Origin of the sequence: Bradyrhizobium sp. AZCC 1588, assembly GCF_036924735.1 — a bacterium.
GTDB lineage: Bacteria > Pseudomonadota > Alphaproteobacteria > Rhizobiales > Xanthobacteraceae > Bradyrhizobium.
On the sequence record NZ_JAZHSC010000001.1, the window covers coordinates 5,413,864 to 5,433,134 of the forward strand.

The following is a 19,271-nucleotide window of genomic DNA, read 5'->3' on the forward strand; positions in this document are numbered from 1 at the left end:
GGATTTCTCCTTCCTGAACTACCTGCTCTAATCTGCAACGCCGGACGATGGATATCGTTCCCGATCTTTTCGGTTGCGGGCGAAAGAATGGCTTGGCCCGCCGATCGACGGCCCTCCTGATTTTTGACGGGAACGGTGCGCCAATGGCGGCTTTCGGGAGTCCGCCTCAATCGCGCGGAACTATTGCCGCTTTTTCCTGCTTGAGAGCGGTGTCTTCGACCCTGGAACGGGATGGCCCATGCGCAAACTACTGTTTGGAATCGTGCTCACACTACCAATGGCTTTTATGTCCCCGGCAACGGCGATGCCCCGCGGCTACCTGTTAATCCACGACTCCTTGGTCAAGGGCGATCTAATCGAAGTAAAGGGCGGGCACGGCCGCGGGCATGGTTGGGGCCGCGGGCATGGTTACCGTCCGTTTGGTTGGAGCCGCGGCCGGAAGGTCGGTTGGCGCGGCCGTGGCTGCCCGCCCGGTCACTGGAAGAAGGGCTGGTGCTGAAACTGAACCGCTGCCGTCACGTACGAGCGGCACGGCTCGACCATTACAAGGTTCGCGCCGCGTTACCCTTGAACAGGATTGGGCCTGTCGGTCGTCCGATGGGAGAGCCGCCTTCAGGCTCCAGCGTGATCTCGAACAGCTGATTTTGCACGGTCTCCGGCAACGACTCCAAATTCAGCTGCAGCGTGCGCGACTGACCGGTGAGGCCGATTGATTTCGGGCCGACGGCGCGATCCCACAGCGTCCAGACCTGCAGCGTGCGGCCGGCGGGAACCTCGATCGGACGTAGCGGAATGAGCTCGACCCGGCCATTTGAAAATGCGTTGACGATGGCTCCGGCCTCTTGGGTCGCATCGTTCACCAGCACGGCGACGTAGACGGGCTTGCTCTGCGCCAGCGCAATCAGGTCGTTGCGAAGGTGACGCGACGTTGTCAACGCGCCGACCATGATCACCGAAAACAGCAGCGCGGCGAGCGCGCCGCCGATACCGAGGCCGCGCCAGAACCGGACGTTGTCCCACAGCGTGGCGCCGCGCAGCGCGGCGCGTGCGGAGGGCAGGGCGTCGATCGGCGCGATTTTGGTTGCATCCGCGATGCGCTGCCAAAGCGCCGGGCTGGGCGGCGTTTCCTCGGCGGTGGAATCGAGGTCTGCAAGCCGTTGCCGCCACGCGCTGACGGCCCGGGCAAAGCCGTCGTCGGTCTCGATGCGCCGTTCGGCCGCGGCGTGCTCGGCGTCATCCAGCAGGCCCATGACATAATCGGCGGCCATTGCGTCATCGGCATCTGCATCGGGCTGGTTCATCCCATGCACTCCTGCAACGCAAACAGGCTGCGCCGTACCCAGCTCTTGACCGTGCCGAGCGGAACCCTGAGTCTTCCCGCCAACTCTCCGTGGCTCATCCCGTGAACGTAGGCCAGCACCACGACATCACGGCGCGGGCGGTCGATCCGCTCGAGGCATCGGCGCAGCGCGCTGGTTTCCGGCATTCGCGACAGGGTGGCTTCGCAGTCGATATTTTGGGCGTTTTCGTCTGACGTATCATAGCGGTGCTCATTGCGATGAATGCTCAGGGCGCGGTTGCGCACCACCGCATAGAGCCAGCCGCGCGCGCTGCCGCGATGCGGGTCGAACCCGGCTGCACCGCGCCAGATCCGTATAAAGGCATCGTGGACCGCTTCTTCCGCAAGATCCTGCCGAAACAGAATGCGGCGAGCGACGCCGACCATGCGCGGCGCCTCGCTATTGTAGATCATCTGCAACGCAGCACGGTCGCCGGCTGCACAACGCGCCAATGCGGCGGCAAGCTGCGACTCGCGCTCCTGATCGAGAACGGCGGGGTTGCGCCAGCCAGCCGTGATCGTGCCATTTCCGGTCATGTCTATGCCCTTGCATAGTTGTTCTACCTTGAGATGCGGCATTTGGATGCATGTGCCGAAAATTATTTTCAGTGTGCTGCATCCGTTTCGCCGTGCCGCCGGTACCCGCTGTGTCGGTCCCGAGAGGATCGTAGGAACACAGGGAGACTTTACGATGAATTTTCGCTCGATTTTCGCCGCTTCGGCCGCACTCTTGCTGTCGTCCGCTGCCGCCAACGCCGCGCAGATTGCCGCGCTGATCGGCGGTGACACCATTGCCATGGTCGATGCCGCGCAGAAAAAAGCGACCGGTTCGGTCAAGGTCACCGGCATTTCCGGGGCGCTGGTCGGCATCGACGTACGTCCGGCCGACGGCATGCTCTATGGGCTGGTCGATGATGGAACTGTCGTGACCATTGCGATGGACGGCAAGGCCACGATGAAGTCCAAGCTTGACACCATGCTCGCCAAGGGCGTGGCCGCAACTGTCGATTTCAACCCGGCGGCGGACCGCCTGCGCGTGATGGGCGCCGACGGAATGAACCTGCGGGCGAATGTCGATGACGGCAAGGTGACCAAGGACGGCGATCACAAATATGCCGAGAGCGACATGCACAAGGGCGAGAAGCCGAACATCGTTGCCGGCGCTTACACCAATTCGGTGAAAGGCGCCAAGGAGACTGCCTTGTTCAACATCGATGCGACCATCGGCGGATTGATCAAGCAGGCGCCGCCGAATGACGGCGTGCTCGGCGCGATCGGCAAGCTCGGGATCAAGGCGGGTACCGTCGCATTTGACATCTGGTCCGACGGTGCCGGCAAGAACGAAGCCTGGCTGATGGCGGACGGCACGCTCTACAGCGTCGACCTCGCTACCGGAAAAGCCACCGAGGCCGCAAAAATCGCCGGCGTCAGCGATACGGTGAAGGATATCGCGATTATGGGCATGTAGCGGATTCCTGCTGCCTGGTGCCTCGACCCTGGCGCATCCCGCGCCAGGGTCGATCCTCAGACGTATCGCTGGCTTACGCCTTCTTCAGCGCCTCGAGCGCGTCGCGGACATTGGCTTCGCGCCCGGTGCCCCCAGAATCCAGATGCGCAAAGATCGCCTTGGGCATCCCCGGGTCCCAGAACTTCTTGATGTGCTCGGCAACATCTCGGTGCGCCGGGGATCGAGCACGATCAACATTATATTGAATTCGCAGGTATCGGACGCCGTTTTTGAAGTATTGGTACCCGCCCGTCCGTGCTATTTATGGCAACCGGGCAATTGCCCTTTTTGTCACCATATTTTCTCGGGATTTGCTCCTTGATCGACAAGCTTGAACTTCTGCTGGCGCTGGCAAAGGAGCGGCATTTTGGGCGGGCTGCGGAAGCCTGCGGCGTCACCCAGCCGACCATGTCGACCAGCCTCAAGCAGCTCGAGGAAATTCTCGGCGTCATGCTGGTGCAGCGCGGCTCCCGCTTTCAGGGCTTTACGCCGGAGGGCGAGCGCACGCTCGACTGGGCGCGGCGCATCGTCGGCGACGCGCGTGCCATGCGGCAGGAGATCAACAGCCTCAAGGACAAGCTCTCCGGCGAAATCAGGATCGCCGCGATCCCGACCGTGCTCGGCATGGTGGCGCAGCTCACGACGCCGTACCGCGCGCGCTATCCGGACGTTCGCTTTCGCATCCAGTCCTGCACGTCGGCCGACGTGCTGGGCCTTCTCGAAAATCTCGAGGTCGACGCTGGGCTGACCTATATCGAAAACGAGCCGATCGGCAAGGTTCGCACCATTCCGCTCTACAACGAAAGCTATCGTCTGCTGACGGCGCCCGACGCCATGTTCGGCGACCGCAAGCAGGTCACCTGGAAGGAGGTCGGGCAGGTGCCGCTGTGCCTGTTGACGCCGGACATGCAGAACCGCCGCATCATCGATCGCGCGCTGGCGTCCGTCGGAGCCGAGGCCACGCCGACGCTGACCTCGAACTCGCTGTTGGTGCTCTACACGCATGTGAAGACCGGGCGCTGGGCGAGCGTGATGCCGGCCAAGCTTGCGGAGACGCTGGGGCTCGCCGACTCCGTCCGCAGCATTCCGATCGTCGATCCCATCGTCGACTACAGCATAGGCATGGTGATCCCGCAGCGCGACCCGATGACGCCGCTGATCGCGGCGCTGGTGCAGGTCGCCCGCGAGGTGGCGCCGACGCTGGCGTAAGATCAGGCCGCCTCGGCCTCCGCCCTTGCTGTCGGGCTCGGCTGCTGCGGTTCGCGCGGCAGCACGATGCGGACGACGGTGCCGGTGCCGAGCGTGGAGCGCAGCCGCATCGTGCCGCCATGCAGGCTGGTCAGCGACCGCGCGATGGCTAGTCCGAGGCCCGAGCCCTGGTAGGTCTTGGTGAGCTGGCTCTCGACCTGCTCGAACGGCTTGCCCAGCCGCCGCAGCGAAGCGGGCGCGATGCCGATACCGGTATCGGCGATCATCAGCACGATCGAGTTGGGCAGCACGTGGCTGCGCACGGTGACCTTGCCTTCGTCGGGGGTGAACTTCACGGCATTGGACAACAGGTTGACGAAGATCTGCTTGACCGCGCGGCGGTCGGCCACCACGGAGATGGTGCTTTCGATATCGGCGTCGAGCGTCAGGTTCTTGTCCTCGGCGCGCCCGGACACCACGCGCAGCGACTCCGCCAGGATCTTCGACAGGTCGAGCTGCTCCATGTCGAGCTTCATGCGGCCGGCCTCGATCTTCGACATGTCGAGGATGTCGTTGATGACTTCGAGCAGGTATTTGCCGCTGGTCAGGATGTCGTGGCAATACTCCTGATACTTGTCGGAGCCGAGCACGCCGAACATGCCGCTGCCCATGATCTCGGAGAAGCCGATGATGGCGTTCAGCGGGGTGCGCAGCTCGTGGCTCATATTGGCGAGGAATTTCGACTTCGCCTGGTTTGCCTCCTCGGCGCGGTTCTTCTCCTGCGAATATTTTTCCGCCAGATCGGCCAGTTCCGCCTTCGAGCGCTTCAGGTCGAGCACGTTGGCGCGCATGCGGGCGTCGTTTTCGATCAGCTTCTGCTCGTGTTCCTTGATCCGGGTGATGTCGGTGCCGACCGAGACGTAGCCGCCGTCCTTGGTGCGGCGCTCGCTGATATGCAGCCAGCTTCCGTCGTCGAGCTGCGCCTCGAAGGTGCGGGCTCCCGGCGCTTGCGCGCCGGTCTCCTGCAGCCTGGTGCGAACCTCCGGCATGCTGCCGACCTCGATCACGGTCTCGTACGACGTGCCGGGGGTCACCGCCGTATCGGGCAATTTGTGCAGGCGCTGGAAATGCGAGTTGCAGAGCACGAGGCGATCTTCCGCATCCCACAGCACGAAGGCTTCCGGAATGGTTTCGATCGCGTCGCGCAGCCTGAGGTCGGCTTCCACGGTCTTCTCGGCGAGGCTCTTCTGCTCGGTGATGTCGACCGCGATGCCGATCAGATGCAGCCCGCCATCGGCCGAGGTGTGACTGAGCTCGCAGCGCACGCGCAGCCAGATCCAGTGGCCGCCGGTGTGCTGCATGCGGAAGCTCTGGTCGATGTGGGTGATTTTGCCGGCGATCATCTGGTCGGCGATCGCGAACAGGTCGATGTCGTCGGATTTCACCAGCGCGTTGACTTCGCCGAAGGTGAGGAGATCGTTGCGGGAGTCGAGGCCGAGCATCGTAAACATCGATGCCGACCAGAAAATGCGGCCGCGCGAGAGATCCCAGTCCCACAATCCGCAGCGGCCGCGGTTGAGCGCGGTATCGATCCGGCCGCGCACCGCGTCGTTGATCAGATCGCCCTCGCGGGCGCGGGTCGATTGCCAGTGGAAGGCGAAGCCGAGGATCAGCACGACGAAGCCCGTGGTGGCCGACAGCGTCACCGACAAGGCCGCATCCGAACCCCACAGCGGCTCGTTCCGTTCCTGGATGACGATGACCATGCCCGGCAGCGATTTGACCAGCCGCGAGATCGCCATGGCGCCGTTGCCATTCGGCAGCGTCATGTCGTTGACGACGCCCTGCTGGCCGGGCGTGGCGAGCAGTTGCGCGGTGCTGATGACGTCGAGGATGCGATCGCCGCCAAGGCTGCCTTCGACGGGAACACGGGCCATAATCCGGTGATCGGCGCCGGTGATGATGACGTGGCGGCCGCTCGCAACGCCCCAGGCCGGGATCAGGTCGGGCAGCAGGCTCTGCAGCCGCTCGATATTGGCGGCGCGATCCTGCCGGACCGAAGCGAAGCGGTCGAGGCGTTCGGCCAACAGCTCGGTGAGCGCGGAGAGGTCGCGCTTCATGGCGGCGCGCTTCTGCCGGCTCTGGTCGATCACCTGCACGAAGGCGCCGAGGCAGATCGTGATCAGGAAGGCGATGATGAGCGTGGGCACGGCACGGCGAAGCGCCGGCTCTGCGGTGAGCAGCCGGTGGTAGGCAGGTTTCGCGATCGACTGCGCCAATCCTTTGATCGAATCGGATTGGACACACGCGTTCGCCGCATTCGCCGCATGCGCGCGCGCCATGCTTTAGACCCCCGCCGAAGGCTCTTTTGCACATTGTCCGGAAGCACCCCATTACTTCCGAATCATGCCGATTTGAATCCACTTTTTTCGGGCTGTCGAGAGTCAACGATTCGTTAATTAGAAATAAATCTTGTCCAACGCGAATTAAGGCACGCTCGATGCGAGTCCGAAACGGGAACGGGCCCGCAAACCTACGCGCGCGGCGGTTCGGCATGGCTGATGACGCGCTTGATCGACGGGAACGCGCGGCGCAGCGCGCGCTCGATCTCGTCGACATTCTCATGCACCTTGATGACGCTCATCGACGGCGCAGCGCGGCAATGGAAGTTGACGATTTCGCCCGCATCGGTGTCGCGGACCCGCACATTGTGAATGTCATGGATCGCGCCGTTGCCGCCGGCAAAGCGCGACAGCGCGGCCTTGATGGTTTCGACGCGCTCGGGCGCAGCGTCGGTGCCGTGCGGCAGCTCCGGCTCGAGCGGCTCGATGTGGGTGTCGACCTCGACGTCCTCGCCAAATTCCTCACGAATGCTGCGCTCCAGGTCGTGGGCGATGGCGTGCGCGGCGGTGAGTTCCATGTCGCCATCGACTTCGAGGTCGATGCCGACAATCAGCCGTGCGCCGAGATCGTGCACGGTGACATGGTGAACGGCGAGACCGGCATTGCGGGCGATCACCATGATGCGCTCGCGCACGCTCTCATTGTCGCGCGCAACCGGCACCGCGGTGAAGGTGAGGTCGGCGTCGCCGAGCGCTTGCGTGACCGCAGCCTGCGCGGTCTTCTTGATCGCCTCGACCCGGTCGATCGGGTAGGTGCGCGGCACTTTGACGATGGCGTCGATGAAATGCGTCGGCCCGACCATGCGCACGCGAACGCGTTCGACGCCGACCACGCCGGGCACCGCGCGGATGGCGGCGGTCGCTTTTTCGGACGCGCCTGCGGGTGCACGGTCGAGCAGGGTTTCGACGGTGGAGCGACCGAGCCGCAGGCCGAGAATCGAGATCATGACGGCGACGGCGATGGCGGCGACCGAGTCGCCCCAGGCATAGCCGAGCCCGGTCAGCACGAGGCCGGCGATGACGGCGAGGGAGCCGAGCACGTCGGAAGCGAAATGCAGCGCGTCCGCCGCCAGCGCCTGGCTCCGCGTCTGCCGCGCGGTGCGATGCAGCGCCCGCGCGCGCCAGAAATTGACCGCGATATCGATCACCAGCACGACGAAGGGGACAGCCGATACCGTCGGCGGCGGCGCACCTTCGCGCAGCCGGCTCCAGGATTCGACCAGGATGCCGCCGGCCAGCACGTAGAGCAGCGCGATGACAAACAGCGCCGAAAGGCTCTCGAATTTGCCGTGGCCGTAGTGATGTTCCTCGTCGGCCGGCTGGTCGGATACCCGCACCACGAGCCAGGTGATGACGGTGGCGATCACGTCGACGGAGGAATGCAGCGCCTCCGAGATCAGCGCGAGCGAGCCGATCGCGATACCAACCGCGAACTTCGCCGCAGCCATGCCGGCGCTGGCGAAGATCGAGATCGCGGCGACGTTGGTTTTTATGGTGGGGATAGTGGTCATGGCCGGCGGTTTAGCAGGGGGGCAGTTAACATGAAAGGCGAGGGTTTGAGGTGCTATCGCAACTCACTTGCAGGAGCGCATTGTTGTTTTCGACCTGCGCTCGCAATGACGCCGAGATAGCGACGCAACACTCGGTCGTCGTCCCCCGCGCATGCGGGGGATCCAGTACGCCGCGGCCTATCGGTTCAATCATTGGCGCCTCTGGAATACTGGGTCACCCGCCTGCGCGGGTGACGACAACCAGGTGTGTGTCTACGTTCTCGCGACACGTTGCGCCCGAGCTTTGCAAATTCATTCGCCCTATAGGAAGAGGGCGCAGGGAATGCCGGGTGCTTTGCTGCACCCGCGGTCTCGTGTGCAAGTAGCGCAAAGAGATGCGCACACGAGCATACAGGTACAGCCGAGGCACTCCGGCATTCCCTGCGCAGTGGCTTTACGGCTTATACCGTGCTCTCCCTGGAGACGAATTCCTCTTGCCTCCATCGCTGACGGATTGAAGGCTTGTCGAACCCGGTTGGGTTCAACGCACCTCCGTCAGCTTGACACCAGCCACGGGTGCCAGGACCACACGGCTTTGCCGTACGCTTCAGCGCCGTACGTCCTGCGCGCCGTGTCCGCTCACGGCCGTAGCCGCCCTGCGAACAACCTCTCGCGCCGACGCTGCCGCGTCCACCGCATCCCGCCCCACGTTCGTGACGATGGCCAACGCCCCTCTTGTCGGGACGGGACGGCGGAATTTGTAAGCGTGATTTGGGTCTGCGGCGAAGCGGAATATTTTTGCGGGCACGACTGGACGGGGCAAATCACGTTGAAGTTGTTATGGAAAATAGATTATTCAAGAAAAATCGATTTTTTGCGACGCGAGTTATTTGCCTGGAGACAGGACAGAATGCTGGCGTCTGAACGAATAGAACCAGGGTGGCGCACCGAGGAACGTCGGCCGCGCACAGGGGCTGACGCCAACTTACAGTGCTGTGCTGCATGAGTTGGTAGCTAGGCCCAAAGCCGACGCTGGCCAACAGCGGCACGCCGCGAAGGGTCGACGGTTGTTGCCAGCCGTATCCTATGACACCATCCAAGTACCGAGTTCTTATGACTTCTGGATGCCTATGCCACGTCGGAAATATCCTTGGGAAAAGCTATCGGATGAACAGTTGCTCAAGCAACCTCTCAGTAGTCTGAAGGTTTCGGTCGAAGGAACTTGGCTCGAGGATTGTCTCAGCACTCTCTATGAAGAGCTCGAAGGGCGGGCCATCCGGCTGCGGCCACACGCATGGGTATCGAGCGAATGGTTTAGCCCGGCAGATGTGCCCGGTATTGCCATCCCATTCTATCTTACCCATCCCCGCCTGATGAAAATCGAGAAGAAGATGATGCTCGACGTCGAGGGCGGCACTTGGTCCGAGTGCATGGCCATTCTCCGTCATGAGGCAGGCCATGCCGTGCAGCACGCGTATCAGCTGCAACGTCGTCGGCGTTGGCAGCAGCTGTTCGGCCCGTCCTCGAAGCACTACCCGCGTTACTACCGGCCCAATCCGGCCAGCCGGAGTTATGTCCAGCATCTTCGGCTCTGGTACGCGCAAAGCCATCCGGACGAGGATTTTGCCGAAACCTTCGCGGTGTGGCTGCGGCCGCGTTCGAACTGGCGGACGCGCTATGCCGGTTGGCCAGCGCTGAAGAAGCTCGAATATGTCGACGAACTGATGGACGAAATCGCCGGGAAGCGGCCGCCAATTACGACGCGGGAGCGTGTCGATCCGCTGCATGAGCTCAGTCAGACGCTTGGCGACCACTATCAGAAAAAGCAGGCGTTCTACGCATTCAAGCCACCGAAGACTTACGACCGCGACCTCTCCCGGCTCTTTTCCGCCGATCCACGGCATCGCCGGGAGCAACCGGCTTCCCTCTTCATCAGGCGACACCGCGCCCAAATCAGGCAGCTGGTTGCCCGGTGGACGGGCGAGAACCAACTTACGCTTGATGCTGTACTTGACGATATGATCTCCCGCTGCCGCGAGCTTAATCTGCGTGCCGCCGGCTCTAAACAGAAGCTAGTGATCAATTTCAGTATACTGTTGACCGCCAAAACCATGCACGCGCTGTTCGGCCCCTCGCGGCGCAAGTGGATTGCGCTATGAGACGCCTGCGCATTCTAGTGCTGATGCATCCGGACTTCGTGCCCCCGGATTCTACCGACGGATACACCGCGCGGCAAATCAATGAATGGAAAACAGAATTCGACGTCGTGAGCACTTTGCGTGCGGCTGGCCATGAAGTGCGCCCGCTCGGCGTGCAGGAGGAAATCAGGCCGGTGCGCGACGAGATCGAAGGTTTCAAGCCGCATGTGGTATTCAACTTGCTCGAGCAGTTTCACCATGAGCCCGTGTATGACCAGCACATTCCAAGCTATCTCGAGCTTATGCAGATCCCATATACCGGGTGCAATCCGCGTGGCCTGATCTTGGCGCGCGGCAAGGATCTATCCAAGACCTTGGTGCACCATCGCCGGATCGCGGTGCCGGCCTTCGCCGTGTTTCCGATGCGCCGCAAGGTCAAACGGCCAGCGCGCTTGGCGCTGCCGCTGATCGTCAAGAGCCTGAACGAGGATGGATCCTTCGGGATCTCGCAAGCATCGATCGTCGATACGGACGAGAAGCTCGCAGAGCGCGTCGCTTTCATTCACGAGCGGGTCGGAACTGCCGCCATCGCCGAGCAATATATCGAAGGACGTGAGCTCTACGTCGGCGTACTCGGCAACAATAGATTGCGGGCTCTGCCGGTCTGGGAATTGAAATTCGGCAGCATGGGCGGCCAGGGTGCACGGCACATAGCCACCGAGAAGGTCAAACACGATCCCAGTTATCAGGAGCGGGTCGGAATTGAAGATGGGCCGGCCAAGAATCTCCTGCCGGAGGTACACGCCCGTATTCAGCGAATAGCAAAACGTATCTACCGAACGCTGGGGCTCGATGGATACGCGCGCATCGACTTTCGCCTCTCTGCCGACGGCACACCGTATTTCATTGAAGCGAACCCCAATCCCGAAATCGCAAAGAGCCAGGAGTTCGCTACAGCGGCTCGGCATGACCGCCTAGATTACCCGGACCTGCTGCATCGCATTCTGGCCCTCGGAATAAGCCGGGCAAAGGCAGGCGTATCCGTAGGCTGAAAGGCACACGAAACGGGCATGCGCAGCGATGGTGCGCGCTCGGAAGTCCAGACAGCATCGCATAGTGGAAAAGTAAGGTCACTTACTTGGCGACGAACGCCGCGAATTCAGCACCGCACCGGCATTCATCGAGAGTTGCTAGTTCTTGGCTCGCAGGATGCTGATTCGGGATTCGTCGACAAAATTCTTGCTGTCCTGATCGGACCGGCGGAAAAGGTTGCGTTCGACAACGAGTGAACGACCACTGATCGTCTTGGTGCAGCGCTCCTTGAGGTAGATGCCTCCCACCGGCTGGTCTCCTGCATCAGGCTGGCCCTCGGTGCATGCCCAGCCGTCCGAGCCGTAGCGCGATTTGGCCTGCAGCCCCAGGAGAAACGCCTTCTTCCGGATATAGAGACGCGCCTTCGGATCGGTCTCGATCTGCAAACCGGCAACATGCGCGGTATCGTCGATCAGAAGGGTGAGGATCGCCGGATGACCCGCCACCATCGTGCCGTCGCGGCTGGTCGATGGATCGTAACCAAATCGGATCGCCCGTGTTCCATTCGCGTCGGCGGGGCAGTCACGCCAGTTTTGCCAGCCAGCCAATGTGCGCTTCGGATCCGCCGCGCAGTAGAAGTCGACGTAACCGGTATCCGCCAACTCGGCCGCAGCCATTCCGAGGCGAATGTCCCGCAGATCGTTACCGCTGAATTCTTCCGCACCAGCCGGAGAGCTCGCGAGCGTGACGGCCTGCCAGGCAAGCAGGCCCGCAGCAAGAACTCCCGGCTTCTTCAGTCTGCGCATCACTGGCCCTTCCCGGTGCTGGTGGTCGCATCATCTGGCTTCTGCGTCTGGGTTTTGTAGACGTCGCATACCCGCGAGGTGTTTGAGAAGAAGGTGACGCATTCCGCGTAAGTGGGTTCGCCGGCTCCCTTGATGTGGGCGATCACGTAGTCGGCGACGGCTTCAATATCCTTCGGGCGCAGAAACGTTCCGCCCTCGGGCGGCATCTGTGCCGCCGCGTCCTGGCGGTTCATGCCGTGGCATCTCACCTCATCGTAGGCGCCGCGCATAAAGAACGGCATCCCGGTGCCCGGCCGACCGCAGCCGACGATTTCAATGATCTGATCGCGTGTCAGCTCGGTCTTGCGCAGCGACAGCGCATCGCCGCCGTAGCCGCCGCCGCCATTGCCGTGCCATTTGTGGCAGCCCACGCAATTGGCCTTGCTGAAAACGGCCTTGCCGGCATTGGTCGGATCCGAAGCTGGCGCTTGCGCCGATTGACCGTAAGCTGTGGTACCAATCGAGAAATTCAGGGCGACGACGCTCACGAGCAGCATGCTAGAGCCTTTTCCGTTCCGATTGAATCGGAACGGGGCTCTAGATTCTTGATTTGACGCGTTTTCTTGACGCGAACCGGTCTCCACTTCGCTGGAAAACGCTCTAGGCGCCGCCGGGAAGCTGTTGAAGATCATCATTGCGTCTCTTGTCGAAGAAGCGGGAGGGCCCGCAGTTGGCGAACCCTCCGTTTCTTGGGATGTCAGAGTGCGAATACGTAGAGCATCGATCCCGGCTGTATCTTCTTCAGTTCGGGCGTCGAATCGATGAACCACTTGTCCCAGGCGCCGCCCAGGCCGACCAGGATGGCAACGTACTGTTTGCCATCGACCGTAAAGGTCATTGGCGGTGCGTTGACGCCGCCGCCCGTGTTGAACTCCCAGAGCTTCTGCAACGACTTGGCGTCAAGCGCCATCACTTCGCCGGATGGCTGACCGGTGAAGACGAGGTCGGGAGTCGCAAGCATGCCGCCCAAATTGGGAAACGGCGTTTCCATTTTTTCGGCGATCTTGCCGGTCGTCACATCGATCGCAGTCACGCTGCCGGTGATCCTGAATGGTTGGCTCGGGCCGCCGCCGGTCCAGAACTCACGCGGTTTCAGTTTGTCCGGCGTCATCACCTCAACCTTGATGCGGTTGCAGCTCTCGATCACCGGGATGTACCAGAGCTTCAAATCCGGATTGTAGGCCGTCGGCGGCCAGTTCTTGCCGCCCATGTTGCCGGGGCAGATATCGGTTTCCATGTTGGTGCGGCTTGGCGTCACCGACGCGATATAGGTCTGCACGGCCTTGTTCGGGTCATACTCGATCGGCTTGCCGCTCTCCGGATCGAGCCCTTTGGTCCATGTGACTTTCTTGACGAACGGCAGGCCCCAGACGAACTTGCCGGTGGTGCGATCGATCGCATAGGCGAACCCGTTGCGGTCGGCTTCGAGCGCGAGCTTGCGCGGACCACTGGGTCCGGGGACGTCGACCAGCACGTTTTCCGCCACGCTGTCGTAGTCGTAGGGGTCATTTGGCGTGTGCTGATAATGCCACTTGATCTTGCCAGTGGTGGCATCAAGGGCCAGCGAACTATCGGTGTAAAGGTTGTCGCCTGGCCGATATTCATTATCCCAGTCCGGCCCGGGGTTGCCGATGCCCCAGATGATGGTGTCGGTTGCTGGATCGTAGGTGCCTGTTACCCAGGTCGAACCGCCGCCGGCGGCAGCCGCGTTGTTACTGTCTTTCCAGGTCTCGCTGCCGGGCTCGCCCTTGCCCGGGATTGTGTGAGTGCGCCAGACCTCCTTCTGGGTCGCAAGGTCGGTGGCGGCGATCCAGCCACGGATGCCGTACTCCGCGCCGGCGACGCCCGTGATCGCCATGTTCTTGACGATCAACGGCGCGCCGGTGATCACCTCGCCCTTGTCCGGATCGGCCACCGTGCGCTGCCAGGCGACCTGGCCGGTCTCCTTGTTGGTCGCGATCAGCCGGCCATCAAGCGTATGGGAAATGACGAGATCACCCCACAATGCGACGCCGCGGTTGTCGACGCCGCAGCACGCCACAGCGCCAGCCCAGTCACGGTCCGTCTTGGGATCCATCTTCCAGACCAGCACGCCGCGGCCACCATGCGCATCGATCTTGTAGACCGAACCCCATCCATCGGTGACGTAGAGAAAGCCGTTCTCGGCAATCGGAGTTCCTTCCAGCCCGCCATGGCTCCAGATGCCGCCGCCCTCGATGCCGCCGAGGTGCATGGTCCAGGCGACCTTCAGGTTCTTCACGTTATCGCGGTTGATCTCCTTCAGAGTGGAGAACCGGTGAGCCGCGTAATTCTGATGATGATGAAGCCAGTTGCCCGGCTCCTTCTCGACATTGAGCAGCCGTTCCTGATTGACCTCGTCGGCGGCGGATGCCGGCAGTGCGGCCGTGATGCCCGCGGCAGCGATTGCAACGGCGAGCAGGCGCGCTCGCGTGGAGATTGTTGTGTGACCTGAAAATCGCTCCATGAGTAATGCCCTCCTTTGGCAGTTCATGTTGGATCGAGCGTCCGGCACATCCGGGCGTTCAGCTGAGAAGCCTCGTTCAGCGGCTCACCGGTCCGCTGTCGCGATCAGGGCGTTCGCGAAACCTGCACCTCCGTTTCTTTGGTTCCACCTTTCTGGAAAACGACGGCACATGTAAACGTCTCGCCGTCGACAAGCTTCTGCCGCGTCTGCAGCAGCATCACGTGATATCCGTCGTGCTTGAGTTCGGTCGTCTTGCTCTCCGGGATTGGAATGGACTTGATCTCGCGCATGGCTGGCGCGCCTTCGCCGCGATCGACCGTGTGCTTTACGGCGAAATTCGCGAACGGACAGCGGATGCGCAACAGGGCGTCGGCTTCGGCCGCATCGTTCCTGATCGTCATCACAAGCGGGAGATCGATACCGATCTGATCGGACGCCGGCACCCGGGCGTTCGTCACTTGCAACGCTTCACCTGCCGTGGCGAGCCCGCCCGTCAGCCAAAGTCCAACAGCAACCAGTCCGAACACAAGAAACGTAATCCGGCCGCCGCGATCAAGCCGTGCGCCATCAGCACCTGATGTCGCTGTCGCGGTCATCGGCTATGTCTCGGCCGAAGGGCAATCCTGCAAATGCGCGGTCAGTCGAGGGAAACAAGCGAGGGATGCCCAAACGAAACTTTTCGTGCTGCACATTGGCGTGCCTCCCACGATCGATTTTTCTTATTTCTTGGCGTCCCAAGTTACGCTTCAAAATACGGCGCTCAAAGGGCGCTGCGCTTTTTTCCCGACAAAAAATGCGCCACCACGTTATTGCGGGCGCGGCAGAGCCGAGGTGATCGAACAGGCCGCCTCAGTTCCGCTGTTGGCCCTCGCCTTTGCGCTCTGGACACGAGCCTGCGGCATTGTCCAAAATCTCTCGGTACAGAGGAACTGCCCCGATGCCGATCATCGATTCCCAGGTCCATGCCTATGAGGCGAACAGTCCGATGCGGCCCTGGCACAGTGTGCCGAACTGGCCCGATCACGTTACGGGCGACGAGATGGTGGCGGCGATGGACAAGGTTGGCGTCGACGGGGCGATCTTCATCTCCGCCTTTTCGCTGTACCGCTACGACGCCAGCTATGCCGTGGAAGTGCAGCGGGCCCATCCCGGCCGGCTTGCGATCGTCAAGCCGGTCGACCCTGATGACCCTGATGTGGCCAATGTCGTCGCCGACTGGAAGAAGACGCCGGGCGCGGTCGGAATCCGCATCATGCTGACCAAGGAGGCGCGGCGCGCGCCTGATGATCCCGGCCTCGACCGGATTGCGCGCGCGGCGGTTCGCCATGATTTTCCGGTCAATATCCTGTGCTGGGACAATCTCGACGCGGGCAGGGCGCTGATCGATCGCCACCCCGACACGCGGTTCATCATCGATCATCTGGGCATCCTTCAGCCACGGGTTCCCCCGGCGCCGCCAGAGCCTTGGGCGGAGCTTCCGAAAGTGCTGGAACTCGCTGAACGACCGAACGCCGTGATCAAGGTCAGCGGCGCCTGCACGCTGTCGCGCGAGCCGTATCCGTTCCCTGATATCTGGGACCCGCTCGGGCGCGTGTTCGATGCCTGGGGTTTTGAGCGCTGCCTGTGGGGCACGGACTGGACGCGGGCATTCGCGGTCGTCAACTACGAGCAGGCGGTCGAGCCGTTCGTCAGGACCAGCCGCCTGAGCGAGAGCGAGCGGGCCATGTTGATGGGCGGCGCTTGCATCAAGGCTTATGGCTGGTCGCCGAAAAAAGGCTAGCGCGCAGGTCATCCACCTCAGGAGGAAACGCGATGGAATTTCGGACCTTTGGCCGCACCGGGATGCGGCTCTCGATCCTCGGCTTCGGCTGCGGCGCAGTCGGCGGTCTGATGGTGCGCGGCGATGCGGCCGATCAGGAGCGCGCCATCGCGCGGGCGATTGCGGCCGGCGTCAATTACTTCGACACGGCGGTGCAGTATGGCGACGGGGAATCGGAAAGGAACCTTGGCCGGGTTTTGCAGAAGCTGAAGCCGGCCAACGTGGTTGTCGGGACCAAGGTGCGGTTGCCGCCTGGCGATCGTGGCCGTATTGATGAGGCGGTGCGGCTTTCGCTCGAAGGCAGTCTGGCGCGGCTGCGGCTTGAGCGGGTCGATATCTTTCATCTACACAATCCCATCACCGAGCAAGGCGGCGGGCCGGCGCTGGGCGTCCGGCAGGTGCTGGACGAGGTGGTGCCGGCGTTCGAGCGGCTGCGGCGAGAGGGGAAGATCCGGTTTCTCGGGATCACGGCGCTTGGCGATACGGCGGCGCTGCATCAGGTGATCGATGCTGGCGTCTTCGACAGCGCGCAGGTCGTCTGCAACATGCTCAATCCGTCTGCGGCCGGCGAATCGCCGGCGCGCTATCCGGCGCAGGATTATGGACGGCTGTTTGACCACACGGAGGCGGCCGGCGTTGGTGTCGTCGGCATCCGCGTGCTGGCCGGCGGTGCGCTGTCGGGTTCGGCGGAGCGGCATCCGATTGCGGGTGCCGCGCCGGAGCCGATCGGCTCTGCCATGAGCTACGATGCCGATGTCGATCGCGCGCGCCGTCTGATGCCGCTGGTGGATGAGGGATTTGCCGCCAGCCTGACGGAGGCCGCGACGCGGTTTGCGATCTCGCATCCGGCGATGGGCACGATCCTGGTCGGCATGGCGACGCCGGCGCAGTTCGAGGACGCGCTCGCGGCGGTGGAGAAGGGGCCGCTGCCGCAGGCCGCGCTCGATCGGCTGTCGGAATTGCGGCAGTCATTCTCCGGTGAACCGCGATGATCGCGATGTCTCGGCTTCCCCTTACCGAATTATTAACCAATCTGCATCAGGCTTAACGGATTATTAACCAATCTGGTTCGGGATTGGCGTCGCGACCAACCGGCACCAAGGGAGCACCTGATGGATACCCGAACGTCTGCCGCACCCGACGAAAAAACGCCTCCGTCGGAATTGGCTTTGGCGACACAACACAGCAAATCGGAAACGCAAGAGAAGCCGCAGCCCTCTAGCGAGCTGGAGATCAGCGCCGAACGAATCAACTCCTCCGTCGCCCGGCTGACCTCAAATTCGATAGGCGACCTTCAGGGGTTAGCTTCCGAACTCCAAAAAATGCAAGACTTCCTGCAGGCCGAGGTCAACAATGTGCAGCGCCAAATCGACAGCGCGTTGGCCGGAATCAATATCATAGTCGAAACGATTAGTCCGTGGAAAAGTATCGCGGGCTCACAAACACTGCCATCCGGTACCCGCAATGTCCGCGCGGGAGGACCGGCGGCCAATATTGAGCAACGCAGTCGCGTCGGGTAGCAGCGGCGCGCGCGTTGCCCGGCCGATATTGCGGGTTCGGTAAGCCGGAACAAGATTGCGAATTCCTTGAGGCCAAGGTCACGTCGCCGTCGGGCTCTCCTTCTCGGCTTGCTCAATCGCGCGCAATGTCTCGATCACGTCCGTAACAGGATGCGGGCTCCCGTCCGAACCGGCGTCGGTGCTCGGCCTCATCCATGCGAACGCTTCGGTTGAAGTGTACGGTGCGCGCAAGAGAGTGAACGCCGGATCGCCATCGCCGCGTCACCAAATCGCCTAACGACTCAACGACGCTATTGCAGCGGGCTGCGGGCGATGCGCGTGGGTGCAGCAATGATGCGCTTTGGGTCCAATCTACATCTAACTCCCGCCCTGAGTGGGCTGGTGATGGTCGCGCTGCTCGTGCTTGGCGCGATCGTCGTTCAAAGTTTCGGACTGGCTGAGAAAGGTGGCCGTGTCACTGCTGTGTCCGAACACAGTAAGGTGGGCGCGCGCACTAGCCCCGAGAATGGTGGCCGAGCAACCCTCGATATTGGTGTCGCAGACCTGAGAGGGTCGCTGCCGTAGGATAACTTGCTGGACGGCAACGCGCGGATCGTTCTGGTGCCTGGTGGTGCGGAGCAGTGCCTTGATCCAGGGAGTTCGACGATCCCGCAGGACGGAGGTCAGGGATAGCCGGCGCCGGCTACTTCGACATCGACCACGTCGATCCGGGAGGACGATTTGCGTTGGCGCAATTCTTCGTAGGAAGTCGCCGCGCTTAGGCAGAACAGCGTTTTTCGTTCCGTGCCGCCGAGAGCGCAGGCGAGGGCACGACGGCCGGGGACTTCTATTCTCTGCCATTCGTGCCCGCTGCGGTCGAGGCGAATGAAGGCATCCTCCTCGAACGCCGCGACCCACACGCCGCCTTCGCGATCCAGGCAAATGCCGTCGGGCGATTTCATGCTCCCGAAGCGGCCACGAAACTTCAAGTCGCCATTCGGCTCGATGTCGTAATCGGCGAGGCATGCGCCATCCATTTCCGCGACCACGAGCCGGCTGTGATCGGCCGAAACCGCAATGCCATTGGGAAACCTCAACCCTTCCGCGACCACGCGGGCGGCGCCGTCGGGCATCACCAGAATGATGCGGCCGGGAGCGCCTCGGTCAGGCGGCGGTGGCAGATCGAAGCCGAGGTCGCCGACATAGGCGCGGCCGAGCCCGTCGACGGTCATGTCGTCGATCGTGCCGCTCGCAATCCCCGACAGGTCGGCGTAGAGCGTAAGCGCGCCGTCGCGGTAGGCCAGCAGGCGCTTGCGGAACATCGTCAGCACGATCAGCGTGCCGTCCGGCAGCACGCCGAGGCCGCAGGGCGTATCGTCGTCGAGTTTCGCATGCTGCTCGCATTGGCCTGACAGGGAGAGGCTGAGCAGCGTCCGCTCCATGCAGTCCACGAACCAGAGCCGGCCCGCATGCCAGCGCGGGCCTTCGTAGTAGCGTCCGCCGTCGAGCAGGCAGCGTGGCTTCATC

Annotated in this window: 17 protein-coding genes; 7 read left to right on the forward strand and 10 right to left on the reverse strand. The window is 62.5% G+C overall.

Annotation, left to right across the window (positions count from 1 at the left end; translation table 11 throughout):
* Nucleotides 1-542 precede the first annotated feature (542 nt).
* Together V1277_RS25155 and V1277_RS25160 are read right to left on the reverse strand one after the other, a co-directional pair.
* Nucleotides 543-1,250 (reverse strand): anti-sigma factor, encoded by a 708-nt coding sequence (locus V1277_RS25155; RefSeq protein WP_334418613.1) that lies wholly within the window; start codon nucleotides 1,248-1,250, stop codon nucleotides 543-545.
* A 47-nt stretch (nucleotides 1,251-1,297) separates the two neighbouring features.
* The gene (locus V1277_RS25160) at nucleotides 1,298-1,918 is read right to left on the reverse strand and encodes a sigma-70 family RNA polymerase sigma factor (protein WP_334418614.1); all 621 of its coding nucleotides are present in this window, start codon (nucleotides 1,916-1,918) and stop codon (nucleotides 1,298-1,300) included.
* 112 nt (nucleotides 1,919-2,030) lie between these two features.
* On the opposite strand from V1277_RS25160, the gene V1277_RS25165 reads away from it, so the two are divergent.
* Nucleotides 2,031-2,807, forward strand: coding sequence for a DUF4394 domain-containing protein (locus tag V1277_RS25165; RefSeq protein ID WP_334418615.1), 777 nt, complete (start codon nucleotides 2,031-2,033; stop codon nucleotides 2,805-2,807).
* 73 nt (nucleotides 2,808-2,880) lie between these two features.
* Here V1277_RS25165 and V1277_RS35065 read toward each other — a convergent pair whose 3' ends face one another.
* A complete protein-coding gene (locus tag V1277_RS35065) occupies nucleotides 2,881-3,108 on the reverse strand; it encodes a formate dehydrogenase subunit delta (protein WP_442894600.1) in 228 nt (75 codons plus the stop codon).
* A gap of 56 nt (nucleotides 3,109-3,164) precedes the next feature.
* Here V1277_RS35065 and V1277_RS25175 point away from each other — a divergent pair, with 56 nt between their 5' ends.
* Entirely contained in the window at nucleotides 3,165-4,055 is an 891-nt protein-coding gene (locus tag V1277_RS25175) for a LysR family transcriptional regulator (protein WP_334418616.1), read from the forward strand.
* Between the two features lie 2 nt (nucleotides 4,056-4,057).
* On the opposite strand, the gene V1277_RS25180 is transcribed toward V1277_RS25175, so the two are convergent.
* Together V1277_RS25180 and V1277_RS25185 are read right to left on the reverse strand one after the other, a co-directional pair.
* Nucleotides 4,058-6,376 carry a PAS domain-containing sensor histidine kinase gene (locus V1277_RS25180; protein WP_334418618.1) on the reverse strand — a complete coding sequence of 773 codons (2,319 nt, stop codon included), beginning with the start codon at nucleotides 6,374-6,376 and terminating at the stop codon, nucleotides 4,058-4,060.
* A gap of 191 nt (nucleotides 6,377-6,567) precedes the next feature.
* A complete protein-coding gene (locus tag V1277_RS25185; RefSeq protein ID WP_334418619.1) occupies nucleotides 6,568-7,947 on the reverse strand; it encodes a cation-efflux pump in 1,380 nt (459 codons plus the stop codon).
* A 1,154-nt stretch (nucleotides 7,948-9,101) separates the two neighbouring features.
* On the opposite strand from V1277_RS25185, the gene V1277_RS25190 reads away from it, so the two are divergent.
* Together V1277_RS25190 and V1277_RS25195 are read left to right on the forward strand one after the other, a co-directional pair.
* Nucleotides 9,102-10,085, forward strand: coding sequence for a putative zinc-binding metallopeptidase (locus tag V1277_RS25190; RefSeq protein ID WP_334376374.1), 984 nt, complete (start codon nucleotides 9,102-9,104; stop codon nucleotides 10,083-10,085).
* Nucleotides 10,082-11,116, forward strand: a complete 1,035-nt coding sequence (locus V1277_RS25195; protein WP_334376373.1) for a D-alanine--D-alanine ligase family protein — start codon at nucleotides 10,082-10,084, stop codon at nucleotides 11,114-11,116. Before V1277_RS25190 ends, V1277_RS25195 begins: the two co-directional genes overlap by 4 nt.
* Nucleotides 11,117-11,254: 138 nt before the next feature.
* Here the strand turns inward: V1277_RS25195 and V1277_RS25200 are convergent, their stop codons facing one another.
* The 4 genes from V1277_RS25200 to V1277_RS25215 all read right to left on the reverse strand — a co-directional run bounded on the left by V1277_RS25200 (nucleotide 11,255) and on the right by V1277_RS25215 (nucleotide 15,022).
* On the reverse strand, nucleotides 11,255-11,773 hold the full coding sequence (locus V1277_RS25200; RefSeq protein ID WP_334418620.1) for a hypothetical protein: 519 nt from the start codon (nucleotides 11,771-11,773) through the stop codon (nucleotides 11,255-11,257).
* Between the two features lie 128 nt (nucleotides 11,774-11,901).
* Nucleotides 11,902-12,576 carry a c-type cytochrome gene (locus tag V1277_RS25205; protein ID WP_334418621.1) on the reverse strand — a complete coding sequence of 225 codons (675 nt, stop codon included), beginning with the start codon at nucleotides 12,574-12,576 and terminating at the stop codon, nucleotides 11,902-11,904.
* Nucleotides 12,577-12,638: 62 nt separating this feature from the next.
* Nucleotides 12,639-14,426, reverse strand: coding sequence for a PQQ-dependent dehydrogenase, methanol/ethanol family (locus V1277_RS25210; protein ID WP_334418622.1), 1,788 nt, complete (start codon nucleotides 14,424-14,426; stop codon nucleotides 12,639-12,641).
* A 104-nt stretch (nucleotides 14,427-14,530) separates the two neighbouring features.
* Complete coding sequence (locus V1277_RS25215) at nucleotides 14,531-15,022, reverse strand: copper chaperone PCu(A)C (RefSeq protein ID WP_334418623.1); 492 nt, start codon at nucleotides 15,020-15,022, stop codon at nucleotides 14,531-14,533.
* Nucleotides 15,023-15,363: 341 nt separating this feature from the next.
* On the opposite strand from V1277_RS25215, the gene V1277_RS25220 reads away from it, so the two are divergent.
* The 3 genes from V1277_RS25220 to V1277_RS25230 all read left to right on the forward strand — a co-directional run bounded on the left by V1277_RS25220 (nucleotide 15,364) and on the right by V1277_RS25230 (nucleotide 17,765).
* Nucleotides 15,364-16,206 (forward strand): amidohydrolase family protein, encoded by an 843-nt coding sequence (locus tag V1277_RS25220; RefSeq protein WP_334418624.1) that lies wholly within the window; start codon nucleotides 15,364-15,366, stop codon nucleotides 16,204-16,206.
* A gap of 32 nt (nucleotides 16,207-16,238) precedes the next feature.
* Nucleotides 16,239-17,237 (forward strand): aldo/keto reductase, encoded by a 999-nt coding sequence (locus V1277_RS25225; protein ID WP_334418625.1) that lies wholly within the window; start codon nucleotides 16,239-16,241, stop codon nucleotides 17,235-17,237.
* 120 nt (nucleotides 17,238-17,357) lie between these two features.
* Nucleotides 17,358-17,765, forward strand: coding sequence for a hypothetical protein (locus tag V1277_RS25230; protein WP_334418626.1), 408 nt, complete (start codon nucleotides 17,358-17,360; stop codon nucleotides 17,763-17,765).
* Nucleotides 17,766-18,427: 662 nt separating this feature from the next.
* On the opposite strand, the gene V1277_RS25235 is transcribed toward V1277_RS25230, so the two are convergent.
* Complete coding sequence (locus tag V1277_RS25235; RefSeq protein WP_334418627.1) at nucleotides 18,428-19,270, reverse strand: SMP-30/gluconolactonase/LRE family protein; 843 nt, start codon at nucleotides 19,268-19,270, stop codon at nucleotides 18,428-18,430.
* Nucleotide 19,271 lies beyond the last annotated feature (1 nt).